The sequence below is a fragment of the Litoribacter ruber genome (assembly GCF_018449405.1).
In the GTDB taxonomy this organism is placed as follows: Bacteria; Bacteroidota; Bacteroidia; order Cytophagales; family Cyclobacteriaceae; genus Litoribacter; species Litoribacter ruber.
Map to the genome: position 1 here is coordinate 499,518 of NZ_JAHCMY010000001.1, position 24,874 is coordinate 524,391.

Genomic DNA, 24,874 nt, shown 5'->3' on the forward strand with positions numbered 1-24,874 from the left:
AAAGGATTTCAAAGCGGGACTTGGGTAAAGGGATATATAGGGCAAGTTTGGGATTTATGAAATGGCATTAATATTAGTTTTTTATTCGAAAAAATCATTGTTCTACTACCGAGTGAAGGGGGGGGCTATGTGAGAAAGCGGCCTAGGTTAGGGGTATAGATGCAGCGAATTTGGTGTAAATGTTTATCATCACCGTTCATGTTAACAGCTTTTTTTTACCTTTTACTTGCCACTTTTTACCAACTCCTCTCTGCGCTTCTTTGCCAACTTTGCGGTGAAATTTGAAATGTAAACCCGAGTCGGAGACTCTCCACTCAGGAGTGCGAAGTCTGAAGACATTCCAGCGGGCATTCGCACAGCGGAAGTAGGCAAGTGGGATTTTTGTACAACTTACATTCATTTTTCTTAAATAATTTGTAGTTTACTGTTTCAATATTCAATAAAGCTTTTGCAAATTGTCATAAATACAAATCAAATGCCCTCTCCTAGAACCTTGTATTCCAGTATAGTTTTCTTTTATATCCTTTTTTATTCTTTTTCAGCAACTTCCCAAACGACTGAACTACAGTATTTTGGTTTGGACAAGGTCAAGCTTTTGGATTCCCCCTTTTTGGAAGCCATGCAAGTAAACCGCTCATACTTGATGGAAATGGATACTGACAGGTTACTGTCTCCATATATGCTCGAGGCTGGGGTGGAGTGGACAGCCGACCGTTACGGAAATTGGGAAAATACTGGCTTAGATGGCCATGTGGGTGGTCATTATTTATCCGCATTGGCCATGCTTTACGCGGCCACAGGTGATCAGGAAGCTAAAGAGCGGTTAGATTATATGATAAGTAATCTTGCGATAGCCCAGCAAAAAAATGGTAATGGATATTTGGGCGGAGTCCCTGGTGGGGAAAAAATTTGGGAAGAATTAAGGGAAAGGAATATTGATGCCGGCACCTTTTCACTCAATGGCAAGTGGGTTCCTCTTTACAACATCCATAAAATCTATGCGGGGTTACGGGACGCATATTTGATAGCAGGGGTTCCTGAAGCTAAAACTATGCTTGTGGAGCTAACAGATTGGTTTTTGGATCTTACGAGTTCTTATGAAGAAAGGGATTTCCAAGAGATTTTGATCAGTGAACACGGTGGGCTAAATGAGGTATTTGCCGATGTGGCTGAAATGACGGGAGAGCAAAAGTATTTGGATCTTGCTAAAAAAATGTCCCATCATAAAATTCTTTTTCCATTAGCACAAGAAGAAGATAATCTCACGGGAATGCATGCCAACACTCAAATACCAAAAATCATTGGCTTTCAGAAAATCGCAGAATTAGAGTCCAACCCAACTTATGTAAACGCATCCCGGTTCTTTTGGGACAATGTGGTAAATTCTAGATCGGTCACCATTGGGGGAAACAGTGTCAGGGAACATTTCCATGAAGTAGATAATTTTGCACCCATGCTCTCTTCCGAACAAGGGCCAGAAACCTGCAATACCTACAATATGATGCGGTTGTCGGAAAAATTGTTTCAGGCATCTCCCGATAGAAAGTACATTGACTATTATGAGCGCGCCCTTTATAACCATATTCTATCATCCCAACACCCTGAAACCGGGGGGTATGTATATTTTACCTCCATGCGTCCCAATCACTACCGGGTATATTCTCAGCCGCACAACAATTTTTGGTGTTGTGTGGGATCAGGAATGGAAAATCATACAAAATATGGTCAAGTCATTTATGCCCATCGGCCTGATGAACTCTTTATTAACTTGTTCATTGCCTCTGAGCTTGATTGGAAAGAACAAGGGATGAAAATTGTTCAGGATACAAAGTTTCCTTTTGAGGAGTCCACCACAATTCAGCTAAAGACAGATAAACCTAAACGGCTAAGCTTAAATATAAGAAAACCCAATTGGCTGGTAGAAGAGAAAGTTGAGCTGACTATTAATGGTGAAAAACAAAGTGTAGAACCTGATCCTACGGGTTATATTAAGCTAGAAAGAACCTGGCATGATGGGGATCAGGTCGTGTTATCCTTGCCGATGCAAACGACCTATGAAAAGATGCCTGATAACTCCAATTGGCTATCCTTCCTTCATGGACCGATTGTATTGGCTGCCAAAACAGGCTCTGACGATCTCACCGGCCTTTTTGCTGACGATAGCAGGATGGGACACAACGCTAGTGGCAAATTAATCCCCCTAGCTGAAACAGAATTTTTTAAGCCATCACTTCTGGAGAAAATGCCTGAGAAGTCTAATGAGGATTTTAAGTTTTTAATTGCAGAGGAGCAAACTTATGGAAATCAACAACCTATAGAATTAATCCCATTCTTCCAACTTCATGAGAGTCGTTATCAAGTGTATTGGCCTGTGGTGGAAGAGGGGGAATTAGATGCATTTAAGGAGAATTTATTAACCATTGATGAATACTTGTTGCAACTGGACAAAATAACAGTAGATTTTGTTGCGGCAGGAGAGCAACAGCCTGAATCCGAACATGAATTTCAAGGGAGTGTAACAGTAACTGGGCAGGAAGATGGAGGTTTTTGGAGGTCTACGACAAATTGGTTTGAATATAAGCTTCAAAACAAGAACCAGGAAGCAAAAAAGTTGCGCATTAGCTATACCAAAGAAAAGGTTGGGAAACCTTTTCTTATTTACATAAATGATACTCTTTTGAAAAACGAACTTTTCACACCTGAAGGAACAAATGTAACTGAAAAAGATTATGACATTTCTAATATTCAGTCTGAAGAGCTAATTATTCGTTTTGAGAGCATAGATGGTTTTTCAACTGAAAAAATCAAAGAGATAAGGTTGATCCGAAATCCTTAAATCTCCACCTTACCCCTGACACCCCTGGCGGCATAATAGGATTCTGCTCCGTTGTGGTAGAGGAATACCTGATTATAGCGCCGGTCACAGAATAGGGCGCCGCCGAGGTCGCGGATGGGGGAGGGGGTAGCCACCCAGCTGGAGGTTTTGAGGTCAAATTTGCCGAACTTTTGCAAGTACCGGTAATCTTCTTCAGAAAGCATTTCGATGCCCATCTCTGAGCAAAGGTCCATTGCACTGTTCTTGGGCTTGTGTTCTTTTCGGGAATTGAGTGCAGCGCGGTCATAGCAAACGCTCCGGCGACCCTTGGGACTTTCAGGGCTGCAATCCATAAAAATGAATGTTCCTTCCTCAGTTCTGGAACCGACCACATCGGGTTCACCTTCAGAACGCTCCATTTGAAGGAGGATGGCGAGTTTTTCGTCATTGGCTTCCAACCTTTCCAAAACTTCGCTCCACTGAACATTTGGATGGCGGACGGGATGCATCTCAAATCTTTTCTGCAGGGTTTCCAGCAATATGGTCTTATCTTCTTGGGAAATAGATTTCATATAATAGGCTTATTTTGGTTTGATAAAGTTACATTTTCTAAAGCTAATTTTACCAATCTGTAATACCCTAAATTCCCTTTTTCAAAAGTATAAAAAAGCCGCCCCTTATGGGAGCGGCTTATTAGTGAATTTTCATTTTTTATTCGGCGGTATATCCCGGATTTTGTTCCAGATTAGGATTAACCTCTATTTCCTGCAAAGGAATGGGCCAGATAACCCGGAACTGTTCGTTGTCAGGAAACAAGGTGCCGATGTTGCCAAATCTTCTCATGTCCGAATAGCGGTGACCTTCAAAGGCAAGCTCAAACCTTCTTTGCCGCTGAATCTCCGTCAGTGCGGCTGCTGGCGAGGCCAGGCCTGTAAGCGACACTAGTCCTGCACGGTTTCTGATCGTGTTGATATCGGTGATCACCTGCGCAGTGACAGAACCTTGTCTGACAATTGCCTCGGCTCTGATAAGGTACATTTCAGCCAGTCTGATTAGTGGAGCGTTATCATCATTGGTGCCTGATCGGTAGTACTTATTGACTCTTCTTACGTTGCCTTGGGGCAAAATGGAAGCCGCAAATCTGGTATCGCCCTCTGCAGCTGAAGCCGCAAATTGGTTGAAGAAGTCTTCTCTTACATAAAATTTCTGTCCACCGGTAGCAGGATCGGATGAAATTGCCAATGCACTTTGGTCTCCATCCACATTAGTAAAACTAAGGTTGAAAATCATCTCAGCATTGCCTGGTATCGTCCAGATGTCCCGGTAATTTGGCAATAAGCTATAACCCAAGCCTATGGCTTCGGTAGCTTTCTGAGCAGCTTGCCCTGGGTTTCCCGCTTGCAAATGAACCCTTGCCAGCATGGCTGTGGCAGCGGCAGGTCTGGCACGGAAAGGCGCATCAGGAGTCTCTCCAAGGTTCTGTTCGGCAAACTGCAGTTCCGCAATGATAAAGGCATACAGGTCTTCGGTAGAAGCTCGTGGTAACGTGTTGATCTCGTCAACCGTAGTGACAAAATCGGTTACCAATGGCACTCCATTGAATACCCTCAACAAATCGTAATACACATAAGCCCGGATGAACCTCGCCTCAGCTTCATAGGCCAATAGCTGCTCTTCTGTGGCATCTTCCAGATTGGATAGGGAGAAAAGAATGAAATTGGCATCCCTGATCACCCTGTACATGGTTTGCCAGGTACTTCTGATTTGAAGGTTGGAAGGATTGATTCTTCGGAAACTTACCTCTTGATCAGTGGTGAAAGTGCCCGCATGCTGCAAGTTATCGGTATAGGTGTCCTGATAATAAAGGTACCTCAATCCATAATAATTCTCACTCTGCATACCGTCATACATTCCCAAAATAGCTCTTTCGGCACTTCTGGCATTTGTAATCGCTTCATCGGTTGGGATTTGGTTTACAGGTTCCTGGTCCAAGGTGTCACAGGCGCCCATCCCAAAAAGAAAGCTGACGGCCAATAAATAGGTATATATTAAATTATTCTTTTTCATATGCTTAGAATCCTACGTTTAAGCCCAAAGTAAATGTTCTTGGCTGTGGGAAAGTGTAAAAATCCACCCCAAGCGTAATGTTGTCCGTTCCGGCAAAGTTGACTTCAGGGTCAAATCCGGAATAGCTGGTAAAGGTCAGTAGATTTTGTGCCTGGAAATAAACACGGGCGCTACTCACTCTTATTCTATCCACAACAGTTGAAGGAAGTCTGTAACCTACGATAAGGTTTTTGACTCTCAAGTATGAGCCATCTTCGATAAAGCGGGTGGAGTTTGACTGGTTGTTTCTATTGGCAGACACGTCGATAGTGGCTCTTGGTACCAAGCCATCCCCTGGATCTTCCTCAGATCTCCATCGGTTGTTGACCGTTGCCCTGTTGTTGTCGTCAAAGAAGTTGGCAAACATACCTTCTTGGAAACTCCCGGCAGCATTCCAGATTTCATTGCCTACAGAAAACTGCATGAACACTTGTGCGTCCCAGTTTTTATAGGTGAAAGTATTGGTGAAACCACCGAAAAATAGCGGTTGGGAATTGCCCAACACGGTGAAGTCATCGTCAGTGATGATGCCATCTCCATTGATGTCGCGGTAGTTCATATCACCGGCTTGTATGCCAAATGCTCTTCTTTCCTCTGGCACTTCTTCGTTGGTGGCAAATACGCCATCAGCAATTAGACCATAGAATGTTCCTATTGGATGTCCTTCTCTCAATACAAGGGAATTGCCTCCAAAACCGTAGAATACATCTTCTCCTTGATAGAGCTCAAGAATCTTGTTTCTGTTAAAGCTGAGATTCAAATCAGACCTCCAAGTAATTCCGCCTGGTCTGTCCATATTGACTGTGGAAATGGTGAATTCAAAACCTCTGTTCTCAACCGAGCCAATGTTTGACTGGTAGGTTCCAAAACCACTTTGGGTTGGGATTGGTCTGGAGAAAAGCAGGTCTCTGGTCAATTTGTAGTAATAATCCGCAATCAAGGTTAGTCTTCCGTTGAAGAAACTCGCGTCAATTCCGATATCGGTTTGGGCAGTGTTTTCCCACTTCAAATCCGGATTGCCCAATTGTACAGGGAAAATGGATGGCGTGCCCAGGTAATTTCCTGCGCCCACAAGCCCTCTCCAGGCAAAGTTTCCGATTTCTTGGTTACCGGTGTACCCAAAGCTAGCTCTTAGTTTTAGATCAGATAATTGCTCGATTTCGGGGAAAAAGTCCTCGTCCATCAATCTCCAGCCTGCAGATACCGAAGGGAAGTAACCCCATCTGTTGTTTGGTCCAAATCTGGAAGAAGCATCAGCCCTGAAACTTGCACTGAACAAATACTTGTCATCCAAGCTATAATTAGCCCTTCCAAAATAGGATTCTAGACCCCAAGCCACAAAGTTGTTGTCTCCTTCATTTACCAAACCTGCAGCCCCTACGTAGCGGAAACGGTCATCGGGAAACTGGATGCCTCTCACAAATGAAGTTGTGATCAGGTTTTCCTCTCTATTGTGACCTGCCACAAAGTTCAGCGCATGTCTGTCAGCAAAAGTTGTTCGGTAATCCACAAAAGCCTCGGCTACCCATTTGATGGGGTTGTTGGTACTGAAAGAACCTGAGCCGCCTTCTGCTGCAGAGGCACTGCCAGGATAGCTGTCCGGGGTGTAGCGTCTCTCCTGGAAGTTCAAGATGTCAGTACCCACTCTTACGTTTACATTGAGGTCAGGAATGACTTCATAGGTTGCCAAAGCATTGGTGAAAATACGGATGGACTGGTTGATGTTGTCATTTTCCATACCCTCCGCTACAGGGTTACTGTAGAAAAACTGGGGACGGGTGTAATTGCCAGCCTCATCATATACCGGCCAAAGCGGTGATGCAGCCAAGGAATTGGCAAAAGGGCCATTCAGCGTGTTGTCAGAAACAATCCTGTTTTGTACCGAGCGGCTTATACCACTGTTGAGGCTGATGGTCATCCTATCGTTCAGGTCGTGATCCAAGTTGAACCTGGTAGACATCCTGTTAAAACGGCTATTGATAACTGTACCTTGCTGGTCAAAAAAGCTTCCTGAGATATAATACCTCGTTCTTTCATTTCCACCTCTAAGGGTAAGTTCATAATTCTGAATTGGGGCTGTGCGGGTCACTTCTCTCACCCAGTCGGTATTCACATCTTCGCCAAAAGGAAGTCCACCATAGTACCAATCAAGTAGATCCTGGTCGCCCACTTCATCTCTGGGAATGCCAAAATCGCCAGCCACAAAGCCGCCGATTGCATCGTTCATCAGATCCAGATACCCTCTGCGGTCAAGGAAATCAGGCTGCCTCCATACTTGCTGGATGCCTCCAAACATGTTAAGGTTGACCTGCGTTTTCTGGTCCGCACCTCTTTTGGTGGTGATTAAAACTACGCCATTTGCCGCCCTGGAGCCATAAATGGCTGCCGCTGCTGCATCCTTCAAAACCTCCATCGATTCAATATCCGATGGGTTGAGGTCGGCAAGGGAGTTAGAGCTTTGCCCGCCAAACCCAAGTTGGGAAGGATCCCCGGTGGTCATAGGCACACCGTCAATTACATATAAAGGCTGATTGGATGCCGAGATGGAAGAAGAACCCCTTACCCTCACGGAAATACCCGCACCGGGAGTACCTGAGTTTTGGGTGATCTGAACACCGGCCACACGGCCCTGTAGGGCTTGGTCAATCCCCAATGCCGGTACGTCTCTGATCACTTCGGCATTTACTGATCCTACAGAGCCGGTGAGCTCTCTTCTTTCGATGGTACCATAACCTACCACCACGACTTCACCCAGTGTTTTGGCGTCGGTCATTAAGGTCAGGTTGATCGTACTTTGATTTCCCACTTGTATTTCTTGGGTCAAAAAACCCACAAATGAAAACACTAAAACATCCTCACTACTGGCCTGGAGTGAATAGACCCCGTCCAGATCAGTGATGGCACCTCTCGAAGTGCCCTTTATCCGCACATTTACTCCGGGGAGAGGAAGGTTGTCCTCATCGGAGACCACAGTGCCGGATACGGTCTGCGCTTGCGCAAAGGTTTCCGCTGTCATCAGCAGGATAAGCACCAATACGCCTAGTAAACTTTTTCTCATAAACAGTGAATTGTGGTTACAATTAGAATAAGCAATAAAATTAAATGTTAATAAATGTCAAAATTAGACAAAAACTATTTTAAAGTTAAAAATTTTGATGATTTTATAGGTGAGAATTATTTTGGGTGGAAAAATTTGACTGCCAATGGATTAAAAATTAAGTGGTTAGGTTGGCAATAGGGATAAAAAAAAGCAGCCTTGTTGGGCTGCTTAAATATTTGGATCTGATGTTTGCTCTTAGATGGAGAAGCTCTCCCCACATCCACATGTGCGAGAAGCATTTGGGTTGACAAATTGAAACCCTTTGCCATTGAGGCCGTCGGTAAATTCGAGCGTGGTGCCGGCTAGGTAAAGCAGGCTCTTCTTGTCCACGATGATCTTGACGCCTTTATCTTCAAAAACCTGGTCGGAATCCGCAAGTTTGCCATCAAATCCCAGGTCATACATCAAGCCGGAACAACCTCCACCTTTGACAGAAACCCTGATGTTTTCATTCTCAGAGCGGCCTTCCTCTCTTTTTAATTCAAGAATCCTTTCTTTAGCTTTGTCAGATACTATGATCATATTTCGGTTTGGTTTGAGCTGAATTTGGTTTGAGTAACGGTAAAACGTGATTACCTTACAAATGATTCATCTACAAATATACAAATTATTTACATGAGAAAAATCGAGCATCTCGGCATAGCGGTCAAGGACCTGAAAAAGTCCAATGAACTTTTCCGTAAACTATTGGGCAAGGAGCATTATAAGGAGGAAAAAGTGGAGGGTGAAGGCGTGTCCACTTCTTTTTTTATGGTTGGGGAAACAAAGGTAGAATTGCTTGAGGCCACCCGCGAGGACAGCCCCATTGCGAAATTTATAGAAAAGAAGTCTGAAGGCATACACCACATAGCCTTTGATGTGGAGGACATCCATACCGAAGTGGAGCGGTTGAAATCCGAAGGTTTTGAGATACTCAATGAAACCCCAAAACAGGGTGCAGACAACAAATTAGTTGTATTTTTGCATCCTAGGAGCACTAATGGGGTCTTGGTGGAGTTGTGTCAGGAGAAAAAGTAACTAAATAAAAAATTAACACAGAGCTGATAGAAAAACTAACCGCAAAGAATTTAAGATTCGCAAAGAGGTAAAAATTTTTATTTTAAAACTTTGCGATCCTCCGCGTCCTTTGCGGTTAAATCTTACATTCCTTTGGGACCTCTGATCCTCTGTGGTTAAATTTAAAATATATGTCAGAAAAAAGAACAGAGATAGGTGAAATCGGCGAGTTTGGGCTCATTGACCGGTTGAATGAAAAAATTGTAATCAAGCATGAAACTACCTTAAAGGGCGTAGGGGACGATGCGGCAGTGATTGCATGTGGAGAGGGCAAAGTCAAGGTAGTAACCACGGATTTATTGATGGAGGGGGTTCATTTTGACCTTTCCTATGCTCCATTGACCCACTTGGGTTTTAAGGCCGTTGCAGTAAACGTATCTGATGTAGCGGCTATGAATGCGATCCCCAAGCATATCACGGTCAGTATCGGGATTTCAAATCGATTTTCAGTGGAAGCGGTTGAGGCTTTATACGCCGGGATCAATGCCGCTGCAGAGCACTACGATGTAGACGTGGTAGGTGGCGATACCACAACCTCAAGGGCCGGCTTGGCGATTTCGATTACGGCTATTGGGGAGGCGATGGAAGACCAAGTAGTCTACCGTTCCGGTGCCAAAGAAAACGATATTATATGTGTAACGGGCGACTTGGGTGGCGCCGTAGTAGGACTTCAAGTTTTGGAAAGGGAAAAGCAAGTCTTCATGGCCAATCCAAACATGAAGCCGGATTTGGAAAAGTACACCTTGGTGACTGCCCGACAGTTGAAGCCAGACGCCCGTATGGACATTATCCATGAACTCAGGGATCTGGAAGTGGTGCCTACCAGCATGATGGATATTTCTGACGGCTTGGCCTCGGAGCTTTTCCATATTTGCAAGGCTTCCAAAGTTGGCGTGACTATCTATGAAGATAAGTTGCCGATCGACCAGCAGACCTACAGTACGGCTGTGGAACTGAATCTCGATCCGATCACCTGCGTGCTGAATGGGGGAGAGGATTATGAACTGCTTTTTACCATCAAGCAGGAGGATTTCCAAAAACTTGAAAAACACCCCGATATCCACTTCATCGGCCATGTGACCAAAGAGGAGGAAGGGAAATTCCTAGTCACCAAAAGCCAAACCGCCGTAGCCCTCAAGGCACAAGGGTGGAAGCATTTTTAAAATTTAAAAAAAAAATAAATTGGTCACGAAGGACACATAATAAAAGATGTAACACTAAGGCCTCTTCCGGAAAAAGAAATTAAAATAAGCTTTTTTTCCTTGAAAATTTCTCCGTGAAGAGGCCTCTGTGAAACTCCTTTTTAAACACTGTGCAACCCTGCCTGCGCAGGCAGGTCCGTGTCCCTTTTAATTCAATGAAGTCTTTGTGATACTTCTTTTTAACTTCATGTACTTTGTGACCATTTTAATACTTTCAATACCTATGCACTCCCCCTTATTCTTCCGGGTAGGGGATATACACAAAGCTGGTGAATTCCTGGTCTACTACGAAAAGGCAACAGAATTCATCTGGATCCTTGTAGCTCTGATAAAATTCCTGTAGGTTATCTTCTGGAATTAGCTTTCTCTGGATGAATTCGTCCAAGTAAGTGATGTAATAATTCCAGTCCAGCTTCTTTTCCTCCCTACCCAAAAAAAGCTGGCCTATGGGCTGCTCGGTTTTGGAAATTGGGAAAATCGGGTACTCGGAGAATTTTCGAGACCTCACCTGATAGGAGGCTTCCTTCAGGGTGTCGGATATTTTGACAAAATCCTTGGTGATGGTACCTAGGTATTTGCCATTTAATTCTGGATCGTTGCTGTCAGGTATCATGATTTTTTGGTTAATAGTACTACGTTTTCCACATGATAAGTGTGAGGGAACATGTCTACAGGCTGGACGATATCCACCTGATATTTTTCAGCCAGCAATGCCACATCCCTTGCCTGCGTAGCCGGGTTACAGCTTACATAAACAATCTTTGGAGCATTCAATTTCAGCAACATATTCACCACATCCTCGTGCATTCCAGCTCTTGGTGGATCGGTGATGATCACATCGGGAGCGGCATGCTTGGCCATAAAGTCTTCATTCAACATGTCTTTCATGTCACCTGCGTAAAACAGGGTGTTGTCCAAACCGTTGATTTTTGAATTTATTCTGGCATCCACGATTGCTTCTTCCACATACTCGATTCCAACAACCTGCTTGGCCTTTTTGGCAACGAAATTGGCAATAGTGCCGGTTCCGGTATAAAGATCGTACACCACTTCATCGCCCTGGAGGTCCGCAAATTCCCTTGCTACTTGATAAAGCCTATACGCTTGGTCGGAGTTGGTTTGGTAAAATGATTTCGGGTTGATCCGGAATTTCAGCCCCTCCATTTCTTCCTCTATATAATCTTTTCCATAATAGGTGATCACTTCCTGATCATGGATGGTCTCATTTTTCTTCAGGTTGACAATGTAAAGAAGGGCTGTGGTCTCAGGGAATTTCGTTTTGAGGAAGTCCATTACTTTCTCAATCGCTTCCTTGTCGTCTTCCCCAAACTGTACTATCACCATGGATTCCCCTGTGGAGGTAGTCCTGATGATGAGGTTTCTCAACACACCCACCTGCTTGATCATATCAAAGAAGGTGATGCCATTGGAAAGGGCAAACTCACGCAGACTGTTCCTGACATCATTGGAAATATTTCCCTGAAGGTAGCAGTGCTCAATATCTACGATTTTGTCGAATCTTTTTGGGATGTGAAAACCCAAAGCGTTTCTTTCAAAATCCTTTCCTGAATCAATCTCTTCTCTGGTCAACCATCGGTTGTTGGAAAAGGTGAAATCCAATTTGTTTCGGTAATACTGGGTATCGGCAGAGCCGATGATGGGCATCACCTCAGGAATGGCCACCTTGGCAATACGCTGAAACTGGTCGATGACCTGCTGTCTTTTGTAAGAAAGTTGAAGTTTGTAATCTATATGCTGCCATTTGCAACCTCCGCATACGCCGAAGTGCTGGCAAAAGGGATCCACCCTGTCTTTACTGTATTCATGAATTTTAATGGCCTCGCCTTCCATGAAGCTGCTTTTCCCCCTAGTCACACGCACGTCTACCACATCACCGGGAGCTACATTTTGTACGAAAACCACTTTCCCCTCGTAGTGGGCCACACTTTTCCCCTCAGAGGCAATTCTTTCAATGGTAAGGTTCTCGAGAACCTTGTTTTTCATTTTTCTCGACATAGGGTGCAAAATTAAGCAAAATAATAAGAAGGAGGAAGGTAGGCGGAGGTAATCCTCAAGGGGCTTTCACTTGAATTAGGCTAAATTTTATATCTTTAAGGTCAAACCGTACAGCAAACATGAATTTAAAAGATAAAGTAGTCATCGTGACAGGGGCAACTTCCGGAATCGGAGAAGCGTGTGCTAAAGTCTTTGGACTGGAAGGTGCCAAAGTAATCATCACAGGAAGAAATCAGGTAAAACTGGATAACACCCTGATCAAGCTCCAAAATTTCGGCATCGACTGTGCGGGCATCCTGGCCGATGCGGGCAATGAGGAGGATAACAGAAAGATGGCTGAATTTGCCATGGAGCAATATGGAAGGATCGATGTTTTAATCAACAACGCTGGGATTTCCATGCGGGCCCTGTTTGAGGATTTGGACCTGGATGTGTTTAGGAAGGTAATGGACACCAACTTTTGGGGTACGGTGTACGCCACCAAGTTTTGTCTACCTGAGATCCTTAAAAATAAAGGCTCAATAATCGGTGTCTCTTCTGTAAATGGCTTTAGGGGCACCCCGGCCAGAACGGCCTATACGGCAAGCAAGTTTGCCATGAACGGTTTTTTTGAGTCCCTGCGCACGGAAGTGATGAAACGCGGCGTACATGTGTTGGTGGCCTGCCCCGGCTTCACCGCTTCCAATATCCGAAACAATGCCCTAACTGCAGATGGCAGCGCACAGGGGGAGTCACCCAGAGATGAGGACGATATGATGACCGCTACCGAGGTGGCCACTGAAATGCTGAATGCCACTCTCAAGAGGAAAAGAGACTTGATTCTTACTAGGCAGGGCAAGTTGGCCTCTTTCCTGAACAAATGGATGCCGGGTATGATGGATAAGATCGTCTACAATCACATGGCCAAAGAGAAGGACTCCCCGTTCAAGTAATTATAAAATCCCCCCTATGCTCAAGGAAGTACTCCAGGTTTACCTCAACCGCTTGATTGACCTTTCCACAAAGAACAAGGCGATATACTTGCCCAAGTTAATGGGTAATATGATGGTTGACCTGAAAAGTTTCCATTTTCTCCGCTCCAAAGATGCCTTCAGCTATATGGAAGCACTGGTGGCGGGAAAAAAGCAAATTCCCTTGATCAAGGTCCTGCATATGAGGGACAGGACCTCCAATAAACTTTCCCGCCAACTCAATCGCCTCCAACAATCCGTCAAACTTTCAGAGGAAGAAACAGGGGAGAAAAACCTGTATGTGGGTTGGCCATTTGTAGAAGGAAAGCTCATCAACGAGCAGGTCATCAAATGTCCACTGTTGTTTTTCCCCGTAGATCTTGCCCAGATAGATGGAGAGTGGTATTTGGTGAAAAGGGAAGAGGAATCCCTGATGTTCAATCAAAACTTTTTGCTTGCCTATTCGCATGCCACCCAAACCAAAGTCCATCAAGACCTTTCGGAAAGTTTGGATGATCTGCCAAAGGATTCAACTGAGTTTTTAACAGCCCTCTACCATTTTCTCAAAGAGACACTGAATCTCAATTTTAACCAGGAGATGTTTGAGAAAAACCTGTTGGATTTCCCTGATAGCAACAGGACAGAGGATGAGAAGAATTATAAGACAGGCTTGCTAAAGCTTCATTCATATGCTGTATTGGGTCAGTTTAGCCAAAAAGGCTCCCATTTGGTTAGGGACTTTGAGGAGTTGATGGAAAAGGAAGAGGCAGAAAACCTGGAAGAACTTTTTGCGGAGAAATTTGCCGTGGATCCTGATCACCTCACCGAGGTGCGTGAGGACAATATGCTAAACGTTTTTCCCCTGGATGCTTCTCAGGAGGAGGTTTTCAAAGCCGTGAGGGCGGGTGAATCCTGCTTGGTGGAAGGCCCGCCGGGAACTGGGAAAAGCCAATTGATAAGCAATCTGGTTGCCGATTACATCGCAAGGGGCAAAAAGGTGCTGGTGGTATCCCAAAAGCGGGCGGCCTTGGATGTCGTTTATGGCAGACTGAAGCCTTTGGGTTTTGCCAATTTTTTAGGGCTGATGCATGATTTTAGGGCTGATAGAAAAGAGTTATATAAAAAGATTTCGGATCAGGTAGATGCCCTGGAGAATTATAAGGAATTGAATAGGGGGCTGGATGCGATACAGTTGGAAAGGAACTTTATCAAAGCCGCCCGGCAGATAAGCATTAATCTGGAGTATTTGGAGGAGTTCAAGTCTGCGCTCTACAATACTGAGGAGTGCGGGATTCCCATAAAGCAGCTTTATGTAACTGGGAATGCCACCGAAAAGGGCTTTGACCTCACTCAATTTTATAAGGACTATTCTTGGGACAGGTTGGACGAGTTTTTCAGGGACCTGAAAATATTTCTCCAGTTTTATCCCAAATATCAGGAAAGGGATTCATTTTGGCTTCACAGGCTTGATTTCTCCAAGTTTGGCCAAGGAGCATTGCCGCGTCTCCGTGAAACGGTAATTGAAATCCTGGAACTTAAAAGCACAGCCGAGTCTACTCTGCAGGAATTGATGGGGCAAAGCTTTAACCATCTCTTCATTTACGAATGTTACGCTCAGAAGCCGCAGCTTCTTAAGCTTCAAAAGCTAATCACCAACGAGCGGGATTACAAATGCTTTCTTCAACTGCTTCCTTTTTCGGTGGGGGAGTTTGATCTGTTATGGTTTAAGGGGAAGATCAATACTTTCCAAAACCTTTTGCAGGAAGATATAGAATGGAAATTGCCCGATGAGGAGATTGAAAAGAGCCTTGAAAAAGCTATACAGATTTTGGAAGCCAAAAGCTCATGGATGGGTAAGGTGGCCCTTTTATTTGATCGAAAAGCCTATAAGCATGTAAAAGAGTTTTTGCAGGCCAATGGATTGCCCGACACTAGGGAGGGTTTACAGGTATTGGTGAAAAGGCTTGAAAACCGCCTTAACCTCAATCACCAATATGCCCTTTTGAATGAAAAAGGCTGGATTGAAATGCCCCAAAAACCGTTTGGGCTTACTGAATTCCAATCCCAGGTGGCTGATTTGATCCCTATAATTGAGGCCCGAATGGTGGTGGAGGAGGTTGGTAAACTCGGCCCATTTCTATCTGGGTCCAATTTTGACTTTGAATTCTTTCATCTTACCCTGGAGGAACTATTGGGGATAACCCACCTCATCGAGCACAAACTTAATCAATGGGAGCGCTATCTCACCAATGTGCAGATCAGGCATCTCCTTACTACCACCAATGAAAGAAGGGTAGATGAGTTTAGGAAAAATCTGGATGAGGAATATACAGAATTGGTGATCTTGGACAAGCTACGAAAGAAACTTCGTAGCGTGGATTTGGAAATCATGACCAAGCTGGCCCAGCAATATCCGGATTTGGCTTTTGACGAGGTGAAATGGAGGTTCCTCTCCGGGCTTCGAGAAAGTTGGATTGACCACATCGAAACCAAATACCCTGTCTTGCGTGAAATTACCTCCGCAAAGTTTGAACAGGTGATGCAAGAATTGGACGAATCTGTAAAGGAAAAGCAGGAGATGGCCCGCTTTAATGCAGAGCTTAAGTTGCGGGAGCAGACTTTCCAAGGACTTGAGTTTAATCGGCTGGGAAATATGGTTACTTACAGAGACCTGACCCATCAGGTGAGGAAAAAGAAGAAGGTCTGGCCGGTAAAGAAGCTTTTGGAGACATACAAAGAAGAAGTTTTTAAGTTGATTCCATGCTGGCTGGCCTCGCCAGAGACGGTCTCGGCCCTTTTTCCCATGCAGCAGGACTTTGATTTGGTGGTGTTTGATGAATCCTCCCAATGCTATACCGAAAAAGGCCTGCCCGCTATGCTTAGGGGAAAGCAGGTGGTTATTGCAGGAGACAGCAAGCAGCTACAGCCATTCGACCTGTATCGGGTAAAAATAGACCTGGATGAGGAAGGGGTGGAAATGGAGACGGACTCTCTACTGGATTTGGCTTCCAATTATTTTTCCAAATACCATTTAAATAGCCATTATAGAAGCCAATCGCTTTCACTAATCCAATATTCCAACCAGCATTTTTATGAAGACAGGCTTGAAATGCTTCCTGACCGCCTACTTCTCAATTCGGGATTTCAGGCTTTTGACCATATCCATGTGGAAGGGGTATGGACAAAACAGACTAACCCCATTGAGGCTGAGGAGGTAATCAGGCAGGTGCTAAAATGCCAACAAGCCTACCCGGGAGAAAGCATAGGCGTCATTACTTTTAATTTCTTCCAAATGGACCTTATACTGGATCTTTTGGTGAAGGATAACAGGGTTGATAAAAGACTGGTGAAGGTTAAAAATATCGAAAATGTCCAAGGGGATGAATTTGACCATGTGATTTTCAGCATTGGCTACGCCAAAAATAAAGCCGGTAAGTTTACGGCCAATTTTGGACTGCTCTCCAAGGCAGGTGGGGAAAACAGGCTTAATGTAGCTATTACTAGGGCTAGAAAGCGGGTAACGGTGGTGAGCAGCATGCTTGCATCTGACTTCAAGGTCAAGCACCTAACCCATGATGGGGTGAAAAGGCTTCGTGGATACTTGAGCTATGTGGAGCAGATCGTGCAGGGTAGAAAGGTGGAAATCACCCCCCGTCAGGTTTTTGGTTTCCAGCCCGACTGGTTGCTCACCGAGCTGCTGGCCACTGAACTGGGGGAGTTTGAGGTGAAGCGGCTAAACCTTTCGCCAGTCTATGACTTGGCGATTAAGAAGTCTGAAATGTTTGAAGGTGCAGTACTGACCGACGATCAAAGATTGTATAGCGCAAAGAGCGTCAAGTCAGCCTTTGTCTACCATCCGGAATGGCTGAAGGCCAAGAACTGGCCGGTGCATTTTGTATTTAGTAGGCAGTATTGGCTGCAGAATAGAGGCCTAGTGGATAACCTTTTGAAAGGAACTCCAAAAGGTTAATTCCTGGTGATTTTGAATCCTACCGCCTCAATTCCTTTCAATTCTTTCTGCCTCATATATTGAACAAAGGAGATTTTCTGACCATTCTGCTCGATTGGCAAGGTATCATAAAGCGTATACGTGCTTCCAAACCCATCGCCAAGTGGCTTACCTGTCTTTGAGTCAAATAACTGCAGATTCACCAGCTTTTCTTCAACAGCTTGAGAAACGGTATCCTCCAAGAAATACCTCACATACAAATTGTGGTAATCATAATCGGTATTGTACCTCACGGCTACAAATGCGGTATGTCCTTCAGCTTCCCAGTCGGTTTCAAAAGTTACCGTATCTTCTACCGTCCACCTGATGGCAGGCATGCCCTGAAAATCTTCAAATACCCTATTTTGATCGCAGGCACTAAAAAAGCTCAGGCCCAGAATGAGGGCCAGAGCTGGAAATATTCTATTCATTGGTGTTATCCCCTTTGTTGTTGTTCTTTCCTTTATTTCTGGGAGGAAACTTCTTTTTCTTGCTTTCTTTTGGCTTGTCAGGCTGGTTGCCCAAAGCTTTTGATTCCATTCCCTGTCTTTGGGGTCTGTTGGGCTTCTTGTCCTGAGGTCTTTTGTCCTGAGGTTTTTTGGCCTCCTGATTCCTTGGAGAGGAGTCCGCTTGCTCCGGATTTCTCCGCTTTTTGGACGGTCTTCCCTGTTGCTGCTTGTCTCGCGGCGGCCTGCCTTCACTTTTTGGCTGTTGCTGGGGCTTGTTACGTTGAGGCTGCTGGTTTGGCTGAGCAGGTTGGTCAGCGCTTCCCTGAAGCTTTGGTTTTTTCTTCTTCTTTTTCTTCTTTTTAGTGGTGGTGGTACTAAATTTCTTGTCCAAAGCTTCCAAGTCACTGTTAGATTTGGTGTTATTTTCCTCACCTTCGAAGGCCGTATCGTGCTGAAGATCGAAAGGTTTCTTACCCTCTTTATTTTGGGCAATTATTTCAGATACCCTGTCACAATCAACCGAAAACCAGTTGTTGTCGTTGTTATAACTGAACCACATCAAACGGCGGAAAATGTCCGTTTTCTGAAGCTTGGCCGTGCCTGCTTCGGTTTGAAGAGGTTTATCCACATTTGGAATATCCTTCAAGGCCGTCATATAGGTTTCCAGTTCATAATTGAGACAGCATTTCAACCTGCCACACTGACCGCTCAGTTTGGATGGATTTAAGGATAGGTTTTGGTATCGGGCCGCAGAAGTGCTGACACTTTTGAAATCATGTATCCAAGTGGAGCAGCAAAGTTCGCGTCCGCAAACACCAATTCCCCCAATTCTACCGGCTTCTTGGCGAAGGCTTATCTGCCTCATTTCCACCCTGATCTTAAACTCCGAAGCCAGGATCTTGATAAGCTCACGGAAATCCACTCGGTCATCTGCTGAATAATAGAAAGTAGCTTTGGAATTGTCCGCCTGGTATTCCACATCCGAAAGCTTCATTTTGAGGTCAATCTCATCAATGATCTGCTTTGCACGGTAAAGGGTGGGGATTTCCCGGTTTCGGGCCTCTTCCCATTTATCAAGGTCTTTCTGATTGGCCACACGGTAAATGCGGAGGATGTTGTCGTCATTTTTGACTTTCCTCTTTTGCATCTGAAGTCTTACCAGTTCACCTTGAAGAGAAACATAGCCTATATGATGGCCATTGGGCACATCTACCACTACGGGGTCACCGGTAGTGTAGGTCTGATGGTCCACATTGCGGAAATATTCTTTCCGTCCGCCTTTAAACTTTACTTCTACTATATCGAATCTATCCACTTCGGGGATGCCCATATGGGACAGCCAGTCGAAGGAATTCATTTTGTTACAATCGCTCGTACCGCAAGTGCCGTTATTTTGGCAGCCGCCGGAAGTACCGGAGCCGGTGGAGCAGCTACTGCATCCTGCCATTTCTGTCTATATGTTAAGGGAGCTTCCACTCCTCGTTATAGGTAATTACTTACCGTAATTTAGGATATCTTGGCCGATGTCTTTTCTGTAATAGACATCTTTCCAAGATATGGCTTCTACCTGCTTATAGGCGTTTTTCAGGGCTTCCTCTATGCTGTTACCTCTGCCCGTGATGCCCAATACTCTGCCTCCGCTGGTTAGAACTTTGTCGTTTTCAGCTTTGGTCCCCGCATGGAAAACCATCGCCTTTTCAGACTGCTGCTGTGGCAGCCCGGTGATTTCATTGCCTTTCTCATACCCATCTGGATACCCCCCTGCTACCATGACAATTGTGGTAGTGGCGGTATTATCTATTTGAAGATCGTAGCCCGAAAGTGTCTTAGTGCCCACGGCATAAAGCATGTCCAAGAAATCACTTTTGATTCGTGGCAAGACGGCCTGGGTTTCTGGATCGCCCATTCTCACATTATACTCGATCACTTTTGGTTCTCCATCCACATTCATCAGACCAATAAAAAGAAAGCCTTTGTAATTAACGCCTTCTTCATGGAGTCCTTGTATGGTGGGTTGCACAATGCTATGTTCAACTTTTGAAATAAAGCTGTCATCTGCAAAAGGAACGGGACTTACAGCTCCCATACCACCGGTATTTAACCCGGTATCCCTTTCCCCGATGCGCTTATAATCTTTGGCAGCAGGTAAAATTTTATAGTTTTCCCCGTCTGTCACCACAAATACAGATAGTTCGATACCTTGAAGGAATTCCTCTACCACAACCTTGCTTGACGCTTCGCCAAATTTCTGGTTGAGCAGCATGTCTCTGAATTCTGCCTCAGCTTCTTGGTAATTTTGGCAGATCAAGACACCTTTGCCAGCTGCAAGTCCATCTGCCTTGAGTACAATTGGAAGGGTTTGCTTTTTGATAAATTCCACACCTTCGTCAACCGTCTCTGGCGTAAAGGTATCATGGGCGGCAGTTGGGATGCCGTGACGGGTCATGAACTTCTTGGAAAAGTCCTTGCTGCCTTCAAGGGTGGCTCCTTTTTGGTCTGGTCCGATAACCGGGATTGATCTCAGGCTCTCATCCTTTGCAAAATAATCCACGATGCCTCTTACCAACGGCTCCTCAGGCCCCACCACTACCATCGTGATGTCCTTTTGAAGTACAAATTCACGGATGGACTCAAAGTCATTGACACCTAGATTCACATTTTCCGCAATTTGACCTGTTCCGGCATTGCCGGGCGCTACATAGAGCTTTTCACATTTATTGCTATTGACTATTTTCCAGGCGAAGGCATGTTCACGGCCCCCGCTTCCTAGTAGTAAAATCTTCATTTCTATTGGGTTAGTTGGCATGTTCAGAGATGAACTTGATCCGGTAGACTCTTATCTCCTCCTCACCAAAATCCTCATCCTCTAGCTCTGCCAGGGCGTCTTTAATCTTGTCAGTCTCTGCAGACATAAAATATTCATGGAGGATGTCCTCTCGTTCCTCGTCCATGATGTTTTGAATGTAATAATTTATATTAAGCTTGGTTCCGCTATAGATGATCTGCTCGATTTCCTGTAGCAACTCGCTCAAGCTGATGTTCAGATTGGATGCGATTTCGTCCAGATCGATCTTTCGGTCAATTTGCTGTATGATGGAAATCTTAACCTTTGACCGGGTACCGGATGATTTTACGACCACATCTGATGCGGTAATAATCTCATTTTCTTCTACATACGTATTAATTAGCTTTAGGAAGGGGGCGCCAAACTTGGTTACTTTTCCCATTCCCACGCCATTGATCTGAGCCAACTCCTCCCGTGTGGTAGGGTAGAGGGTGGCCATTTCCTCCAAACTTGGATCCTGAAAGATCACATATGGAGGCAGGTTTTTAGTTTTGGCGACCTTTTTCCTTTCGGCTTTCAGCAGCTCAAATAGCTTTTCATCATAGGCCTTGTTGGAGTTATTGAGCTCCTCGGCCAGGTTGTCTTCGGCTATTTGGTCAAAATCATGGTCTTTGCTAAATACCAAGGAATAAGGGCTTTTGACAAACTCTTCGCTTTTGTCAGAAAGTTTGATTACCCCATAATTCTCAATGTCTTTTTCCAAAAGCCCTATAATCATTGCTTGGCGAATAACGGTTTTCCAATGCTTTTCGTCATGATCCTTGCCCTTTCCATACACAGCCAGTTGGTCGTGATGGTAGCTTTCCATGTATTCATTGTTTTCCCCGCGGAGCACATTCACCACATGTTCCAGGCTGAAGCGCTGCTTGGTTTCTTTCACCGCCTCGATTACCTGCAGTACGGACTCCATGGCCTCAAAGGTCTCCTTCGGCTTTTTGCAGTTGTCGCAGAATCCACAGTCTTTTTCAAAGCGCTCCCCAAAATAGTGAAGCAACACTTTCCTGCGACAAACGCTGCTTTCTGCATAGGCTGCCATTTCCTGCAGGAGAACTTTGGCATTCTCACGCTCATTTACAGGCTTGTCCTTGTTGAATTTTTCCAGCTTGATGATGTCATCATACCTGTAAAACATCATGCAATGGCCTTCCAGTCCATCCCTGCCCGCACGTCCGGTTTCTTGGTAGTATCCCTCAAGGGATTTAGGCACGTCGTAATGCACCACATACCGCACGTCTGGCTTGTCAATACCCATTCCAAAAGCAATGGTAGCCACTATCACGTCGATTTCTTCATTGAGGAAATCGTCCTGGGTTTTAATCCTCAGATTGGAATCAAGTCCTGCGTGGTAAGGTGCTGCATTGATGCCGTTTACCTTGAGGAGTTCGGCTACTTCCTCTACCTTTTTGCGGCTGAGGCAATAGATGATTCCCGATTTGTTCTTGTGGGACTTTACGTACTTGATAAGTTGCTTTTTGGTCTCGTTCTTCACCTTGGGCTTCACCTCATAGAAGAGGTTGGTCCTGTTGAATGAGGACTTGAAGAGGTCGGCCTCCTCCATCTGCAGGTTTTTCTGAATGTCCTGCTGCACTTTGGGTGTAGCAGTGGCCGTAAGGGCGATTACAGGTAGGTTGTCGCCTATTTGAGCAATGATGCTTTTGATCTTTCGGTATTCCGGACGGAAGTCATGTCCCCACTCCGAAATACAGTGCGCCTCATCAATGGCCACAAAGCTAAGCTTGGCCTGCTTCAAGAAATTGATGTTTTCCTCCTTGGTCAGGGATTCAGGGGCTACATAGAGCAGCTTGGCCCGTCCGGCAAGAGTTTCTTTCTTGACTTTATTGATTTCGGATTTGCTGAGTGTTGAATTGAGAAAATAGGCGTCAATCCCAAAAGCATTGAGCTGATCCACCTGGTTTTTCATCAAGGCGATCAAAGGAGAAATCACAATCGCCGTCCCCTCTTTGATCACTGCCGGCAACTGGTAACACAGGGATTTGCCCGCTCCTGTGGGCATGATCACAAATGTATTGTTGCCTGCCAATATATTATCTACTATCCCTTCTTGGTTACCTCTAAATTGGTTAAAACCGAAGATTTTCTTAAGATTCTCTTTTACTGTTTTATCCACGCCTCTTTCTTGTTTTTAATGATGTGTGCCCCACCCCTCATTAAACTTTAAAGGATTCTTTTTTTACCTTTGTGACAAATTTAACAATTAACCGCGGTAAAATTGAAGTTAATAAAAAATATTAGAAACAGCGCTATAAAGGTGCTTCAATCCGAGGCTGAAGCCCTACAGTCCATATCTGAACGTATCAATGGCGATTTTGAAGCCTGTGTGGAGGCCATTCTGGAGTCGAAGGGTAGGGTGGTGATCACCGGGGTTGGAAAAAGTGCCATAGTCGCCCAGAAAATTGTGGCCACGCTCAACTCCACAGGCACCCCAGCCCTGTTTATGCATGCCGCGGATGCAATCCATGGAGATTTGGGTATGATTCAACGGGAAGATTTCGTAATTTGTATTTCCAAGAGTGGAAATACACCCGAGATAAAGGTGTTGGTACCATTATTGAAGAGGCTTGGATCGAAATTGATAGCTTTAGTCAGCAATACGCAGAGTTATTTGGCCGAACATGCGGATTTTGTTTTGGATGCGACTATAAAAGAAGAGGCCTGCCCCAATAATCTTGCGCCTACCACAAGCACCACGGTCCATATGGCTCTTGGTGACGCACTTGCGGTTTGCCTGCTGGAAGCCAAAGGGTTTTCCAGCGAGGATTTTGCCAAATACCATCCGGGAGGAGCGCTTGGCAAGCAACTTTATCTTACTGTGGCCGATGTGGTGCCCAAAAATACCATTCCGGTGGTAAGCCACGATTCGGCCTTGGCTGAGATCATTGTAGAGATCAGCAGCAAACGCTTAGGTGCCACTGCGGTGACGGGAGAAGAGGGACAACTGCTGGGGATTATCACCGATGGAGACCTGAGAAGGATGCTTCAAAACCACAGCGATATCACCAAGGTGAAAGCCCAGGATATTATGACTGCCAATCCAAAGACTATTGATGTACAGGAATATGCTATTCGGGCTCTGAACCGAATGAAAGAATATAATATAACCCAATTAGTTGCCATGGATAATGGAAATATCGCAGGATTTATCCATATTCATGATTTAATGAAAGAAGGAATTGTTTAATTTAATACTATGAAGCAAAAACCCTATGTAGTGATTATGGCTGGAGGTATAGGCTCCAGGTTTTGGCCATATAGCAGAAATAACCATCCAAAGCAATTTTTAGATATCCTTGGAACTGGGCGGACTCTGCTGCAGATGACTTTTGATAGGTTTGTTCAGATCTCCGATCCCGACCGTTTTTTTGTGGTTACTAATGATAGCTATTTTGACCTGGTAAAGGAACAGCTGCCAGAGATGCCGGAAGACCATATCCTCACCGAGCCTATGCGTAGAAATACGGCGGCTTGTATAGCTTTTGCCAGTTATAAAATCAAAAAACTAGATCCAGAAGCCAGAGTGGTGGTGACCCCTGCGGATCACCTCATCCTCAAGGATGAGAAATTCCAACTCAGGGTAAATGATGCCCTCGATGCGGCTGATGAAAATGAACGCCTGGTTACTATCGGTATTAAGCCAAACCGACCTGAAACAGGCTATGGCTATATCCAATTTATGACGGATACCAATGGGGTAGCCAAAAAAGTTAAAACCTTTACGGAAAAACCCAACCTCAACCTGGCCAAAACCTTTGTGGAAAGCGGCGATTTTGTGTGGAACTCTGGGATGTTTGTTTGGAAAAACAGCAGTATCCTAAAGGCTTTCGAAAAATACATGCCGGAGCTCGCCGAAGTGTTTGAGGAAGGGGAAGGATTCTTTTATACCGACCAGGAGCAGGAGTTCATCAAAAGGGCTTACAGTCTAGTGAAAAACATTTCCATAGATTACGGGGTAATGGAGAAATCCGAAAATGTATTTGTAGTGTTGGGGGATTTCGGCTGGTCTGACCTTGGTTCCTGGATGAGCCTTCACGAACTTCAGCCTCATGATGATAAAAACAACGTGGTGGAAGGTAATGCCTTGCTCTATGATACAAGTAACAGCTTTGTAAAAGTGAACAGCGACAAACTCGTTGTCGTACAAGGCTTAGACAATTACCTAATCACCGAAGCCGATAACGTGTTGCTAATCTGCAAACTTGATGCTGAGAAGAAGTTCAGAGAGTTTGTAAGTGATGCTAAGAGTAGGGGAGAGGAGTTTGTTTAAATAAAAAAGTTTTAAACCGCTGAGGCGCAGAGAATCAGAGAAAATTTATCTCTGAGACCTCTGCG

General features: G+C 44.8%; 18 protein-coding genes. 8 read left to right on the forward strand and 10 right to left on the reverse strand.

Going from position 1 to position 24,874, the window contains the following annotated elements; genetic code table 11:
- Positions 1 to 475 precede the first annotated feature (475 nt).
- The gene (locus tag KI659_RS02160; protein WP_213943692.1) at positions 476 to 2,836 is read left to right on the forward strand and encodes a glycoside hydrolase family 127 protein; all 2,361 of its coding nucleotides are present in this window, start codon (positions 476 to 478) and stop codon (positions 2,834 to 2,836) included.
- Here the strand turns inward: KI659_RS02160 and KI659_RS02165 are convergent.
- From KI659_RS02165 to KI659_RS02175, 3 genes are all read right to left on the reverse strand, one after another.
- Positions 2,833 to 3,387: a DUF4256 domain-containing protein gene (locus tag KI659_RS02165; protein ID WP_213943693.1), complete on the reverse strand. Its 555-nt coding sequence runs from the start codon at positions 3,385 to 3,387 to the stop codon at positions 2,833 to 2,835. The two genes, KI659_RS02160 and KI659_RS02165, sit on opposite strands and share 4 nt — an antisense overlap.
- A gap of 139 nt (positions 3,388 to 3,526) precedes the next feature.
- Positions 3,527 to 4,882 carry a RagB/SusD family nutrient uptake outer membrane protein gene (locus KI659_RS02170; protein ID WP_213943694.1) on the reverse strand — a complete coding sequence of 452 codons (1,356 nt, stop codon included), beginning with the start codon at positions 4,880 to 4,882 and terminating at the stop codon, positions 3,527 to 3,529.
- Between the two features lie 4 nt (positions 4,883 to 4,886).
- A complete protein-coding gene (locus KI659_RS02175; protein WP_213943695.1) occupies positions 4,887 to 7,979 on the reverse strand; it encodes a SusC/RagA family TonB-linked outer membrane protein in 3,093 nt (1,030 codons plus the stop codon).
- 54 nt (positions 7,980 to 8,033) lie between these two features.
- On the opposite strand from KI659_RS02175, the gene KI659_RS18645 reads away from it, so the two are divergent.
- Positions 8,034 to 8,159, forward strand: coding sequence for a hypothetical protein (locus KI659_RS18645; RefSeq protein ID WP_262898479.1), 126 nt, complete (start codon positions 8,034 to 8,036; stop codon positions 8,157 to 8,159).
- Between the two features lie 57 nt (positions 8,160 to 8,216).
- On the opposite strand, the gene KI659_RS02180 is transcribed toward KI659_RS18645, so the two are convergent.
- A complete protein-coding gene (locus KI659_RS02180) occupies positions 8,217 to 8,543 on the reverse strand; it encodes a HesB/IscA family protein (protein ID WP_213943696.1) in 327 nt (108 codons plus the stop codon).
- Between the two features lie 93 nt (positions 8,544 to 8,636).
- Between KI659_RS02180 and mce the strand changes: the two genes are divergently transcribed.
- Together mce and thiL are read left to right on the forward strand one after the other, a co-directional pair.
- The gene (gene mce / locus KI659_RS02185) at positions 8,637 to 9,038 is read left to right on the forward strand and encodes a methylmalonyl-CoA epimerase (RefSeq protein WP_213943697.1); all 402 of its coding nucleotides are present in this window, start codon (positions 8,637 to 8,639) and stop codon (positions 9,036 to 9,038) included.
- A gap of 170 nt (positions 9,039 to 9,208) precedes the next feature.
- Positions 9,209 to 10,240, forward strand: coding sequence for a thiamine-phosphate kinase (gene thiL / locus KI659_RS02190; RefSeq protein WP_213943698.1), 1,032 nt, complete (start codon positions 9,209 to 9,211; stop codon positions 10,238 to 10,240).
- Positions 10,241 to 10,514: 274 nt separating this feature from the next.
- Here the strand turns inward: thiL and KI659_RS02195 are convergent, their stop codons facing one another.
- Both KI659_RS02195 and rlmD read right to left on the reverse strand, forming a co-directional pair.
- On the reverse strand, positions 10,515 to 10,892 hold the full coding sequence (locus KI659_RS02195) for a hypothetical protein (RefSeq protein WP_213943699.1): 378 nt from the start codon (positions 10,890 to 10,892) through the stop codon (positions 10,515 to 10,517).
- Positions 10,889 to 12,295 carry a 23S rRNA (uracil(1939)-C(5))-methyltransferase RlmD gene (gene rlmD / locus KI659_RS02200; protein WP_213943700.1) on the reverse strand — a complete coding sequence of 469 codons (1,407 nt, stop codon included), beginning with the start codon at positions 12,293 to 12,295 and terminating at the stop codon, positions 10,889 to 10,891. Before rlmD ends, KI659_RS02195 begins: the two co-directional genes overlap by 4 nt.
- A 119-nt stretch (positions 12,296 to 12,414) precedes the next feature.
- Between rlmD and KI659_RS02205 the strand changes: the two genes are divergently transcribed.
- Complete coding sequence (locus KI659_RS02205; RefSeq protein ID WP_213943701.1) at positions 12,415 to 13,227, forward strand: SDR family oxidoreductase; 813 nt, start codon at positions 12,415 to 12,417, stop codon at positions 13,225 to 13,227.
- A gap of 16 nt (positions 13,228 to 13,243) precedes the next feature.
- Complete coding sequence (locus KI659_RS02210) at positions 13,244 to 17,215, forward strand: AAA domain-containing protein (protein WP_213943702.1); 3,972 nt, start codon at positions 13,244 to 13,246, stop codon at positions 17,213 to 17,215.
- Here KI659_RS02210 and KI659_RS02215 read toward each other — a convergent pair.
- Genes KI659_RS02215 through recQ form a run of 4 tightly spaced genes read right to left on the reverse strand, consistent with a single transcriptional unit; the run spans position 17,212 to position 22,655 of the window.
- The gene (locus tag KI659_RS02215) at positions 17,212 to 17,664 is read right to left on the reverse strand and encodes a gliding motility lipoprotein GldH (protein WP_213943703.1); all 453 of its coding nucleotides are present in this window, start codon (positions 17,662 to 17,664) and stop codon (positions 17,212 to 17,214) included. The genes KI659_RS02210 and KI659_RS02215 overlap by 4 nt on opposite strands.
- Positions 17,657 to 19,129, reverse strand: a complete 1,473-nt coding sequence (gene ricT / locus KI659_RS02220; RefSeq protein WP_394370079.1) for a PSP1 domain-containing protein — start codon at positions 19,127 to 19,129, stop codon at positions 17,657 to 17,659. The genes KI659_RS02215 and ricT overlap by 8 nt, the downstream gene beginning before the upstream one ends.
- 45 nt (positions 19,130 to 19,174) lie before the next feature.
- Positions 19,175 to 20,467 carry a phosphoribosylamine--glycine ligase gene (purD, locus tag KI659_RS02225; protein WP_213943704.1) on the reverse strand — a complete coding sequence of 431 codons (1,293 nt, stop codon included), beginning with the start codon at positions 20,465 to 20,467 and terminating at the stop codon, positions 19,175 to 19,177.
- Positions 20,468 to 20,477: 10 nt separating this feature from the next.
- The gene (recQ, locus tag KI659_RS02230; RefSeq protein ID WP_213943705.1) at positions 20,478 to 22,655 is read right to left on the reverse strand and encodes a DNA helicase RecQ; all 2,178 of its coding nucleotides are present in this window, start codon (positions 22,653 to 22,655) and stop codon (positions 20,478 to 20,480) included.
- Between the two features lie 102 nt (positions 22,656 to 22,757).
- Here recQ and KI659_RS02235 point away from each other — a divergent pair, with 102 nt between their 5' ends.
- Positions 22,758 to 23,726 (forward strand): KpsF/GutQ family sugar-phosphate isomerase, encoded by a 969-nt coding sequence (locus tag KI659_RS02235; RefSeq protein ID WP_213943706.1) that lies wholly within the window; start codon positions 22,758 to 22,760, stop codon positions 23,724 to 23,726.
- A 9-nt stretch (positions 23,727 to 23,735) separates the two neighbouring features.
- Positions 23,736 to 24,809: a mannose-1-phosphate guanylyltransferase gene (locus KI659_RS02240; protein ID WP_213943707.1), complete on the forward strand. Its 1,074-nt coding sequence runs from the start codon at positions 23,736 to 23,738 to the stop codon at positions 24,807 to 24,809.
- The last annotated feature ends 65 nt before the right edge of the window (positions 24,810 to 24,874 follow it).

Coding starts and splice junctions, on each gene's coding strand:
- KI659_RS02160 (WP_213943692.1), top strand. CDS start 476: ATGCCCTCTCCTAGAACCTTGTATTCCAGTATAGTTTTCTTTTATATC.
- KI659_RS18645 (WP_262898479.1), top strand. CDS start 8,034: ATGTCAAAATTAGACAAAAACTATTTTAAAGTTAAAAATTTTGATGAT.
- thiL (WP_213943698.1), top strand. CDS start 9,209: ATGTCAGAAAAAAGAACAGAGATAGGTGAAATCGGCGAGTTTGGGCTC.
- KI659_RS02195 (WP_213943699.1), bottom strand. CDS start 10,892: ATGATACCTGACAGCAACGATCCAGAATTAAATGGCAAATACCTAGGT.
- KI659_RS02170 (WP_213943694.1), bottom strand. CDS start 4,882: ATGAAAAAGAATAATTTAATATATACCTATTTATTGGCCGTCAGCTTT.
- KI659_RS02165 (WP_213943693.1), bottom strand. CDS start 3,387: ATGAAATCTATTTCCCAAGAAGATAAGACCATATTGCTGGAAACCCTG.
- ricT (WP_394370079.1), bottom strand. CDS start 19,129: ATGGCAGGATGCAGTAGCTGCTCCACCGGCTCCGGTACTTCCGGCGGC.
- KI659_RS02175 (WP_213943695.1), bottom strand. CDS start 7,979: ATGAGAAAAAGTTTACTAGGCGTATTGGTGCTTATCCTGCTGATGACA.
- mce (WP_213943697.1), top strand. CDS start 8,637: ATGAGAAAAATCGAGCATCTCGGCATAGCGGTCAAGGACCTGAAAAAG.
- KI659_RS02215 (WP_213943703.1), bottom strand. CDS start 17,664: ATGAATAGAATATTTCCAGCTCTGGCCCTCATTCTGGGCCTGAGCTTT.
- purD (WP_213943704.1), bottom strand. CDS start 20,467: ATGAAGATTTTACTACTAGGAAGCGGGGGCCGTGAACATGCCTTCGCC.
- rlmD (WP_213943700.1), bottom strand. CDS start 12,295: ATGTCGAGAAAAATGAAAAACAAGGTTCTCGAGAACCTTACCATTGAA.
- KI659_RS02240 (WP_213943707.1), top strand. CDS start 23,736: ATGAAGCAAAAACCCTATGTAGTGATTATGGCTGGAGGTATAGGCTCC.
- KI659_RS02180 (WP_213943696.1), bottom strand. CDS start 8,543: ATGATCATAGTATCTGACAAAGCTAAAGAAAGGATTCTTGAATTAAAA.
- KI659_RS02210 (WP_213943702.1), top strand. CDS start 13,244: ATGCTCAAGGAAGTACTCCAGGTTTACCTCAACCGCTTGATTGACCTT.
- KI659_RS02205 (WP_213943701.1), top strand. CDS start 12,415: ATGAATTTAAAAGATAAAGTAGTCATCGTGACAGGGGCAACTTCCGGA.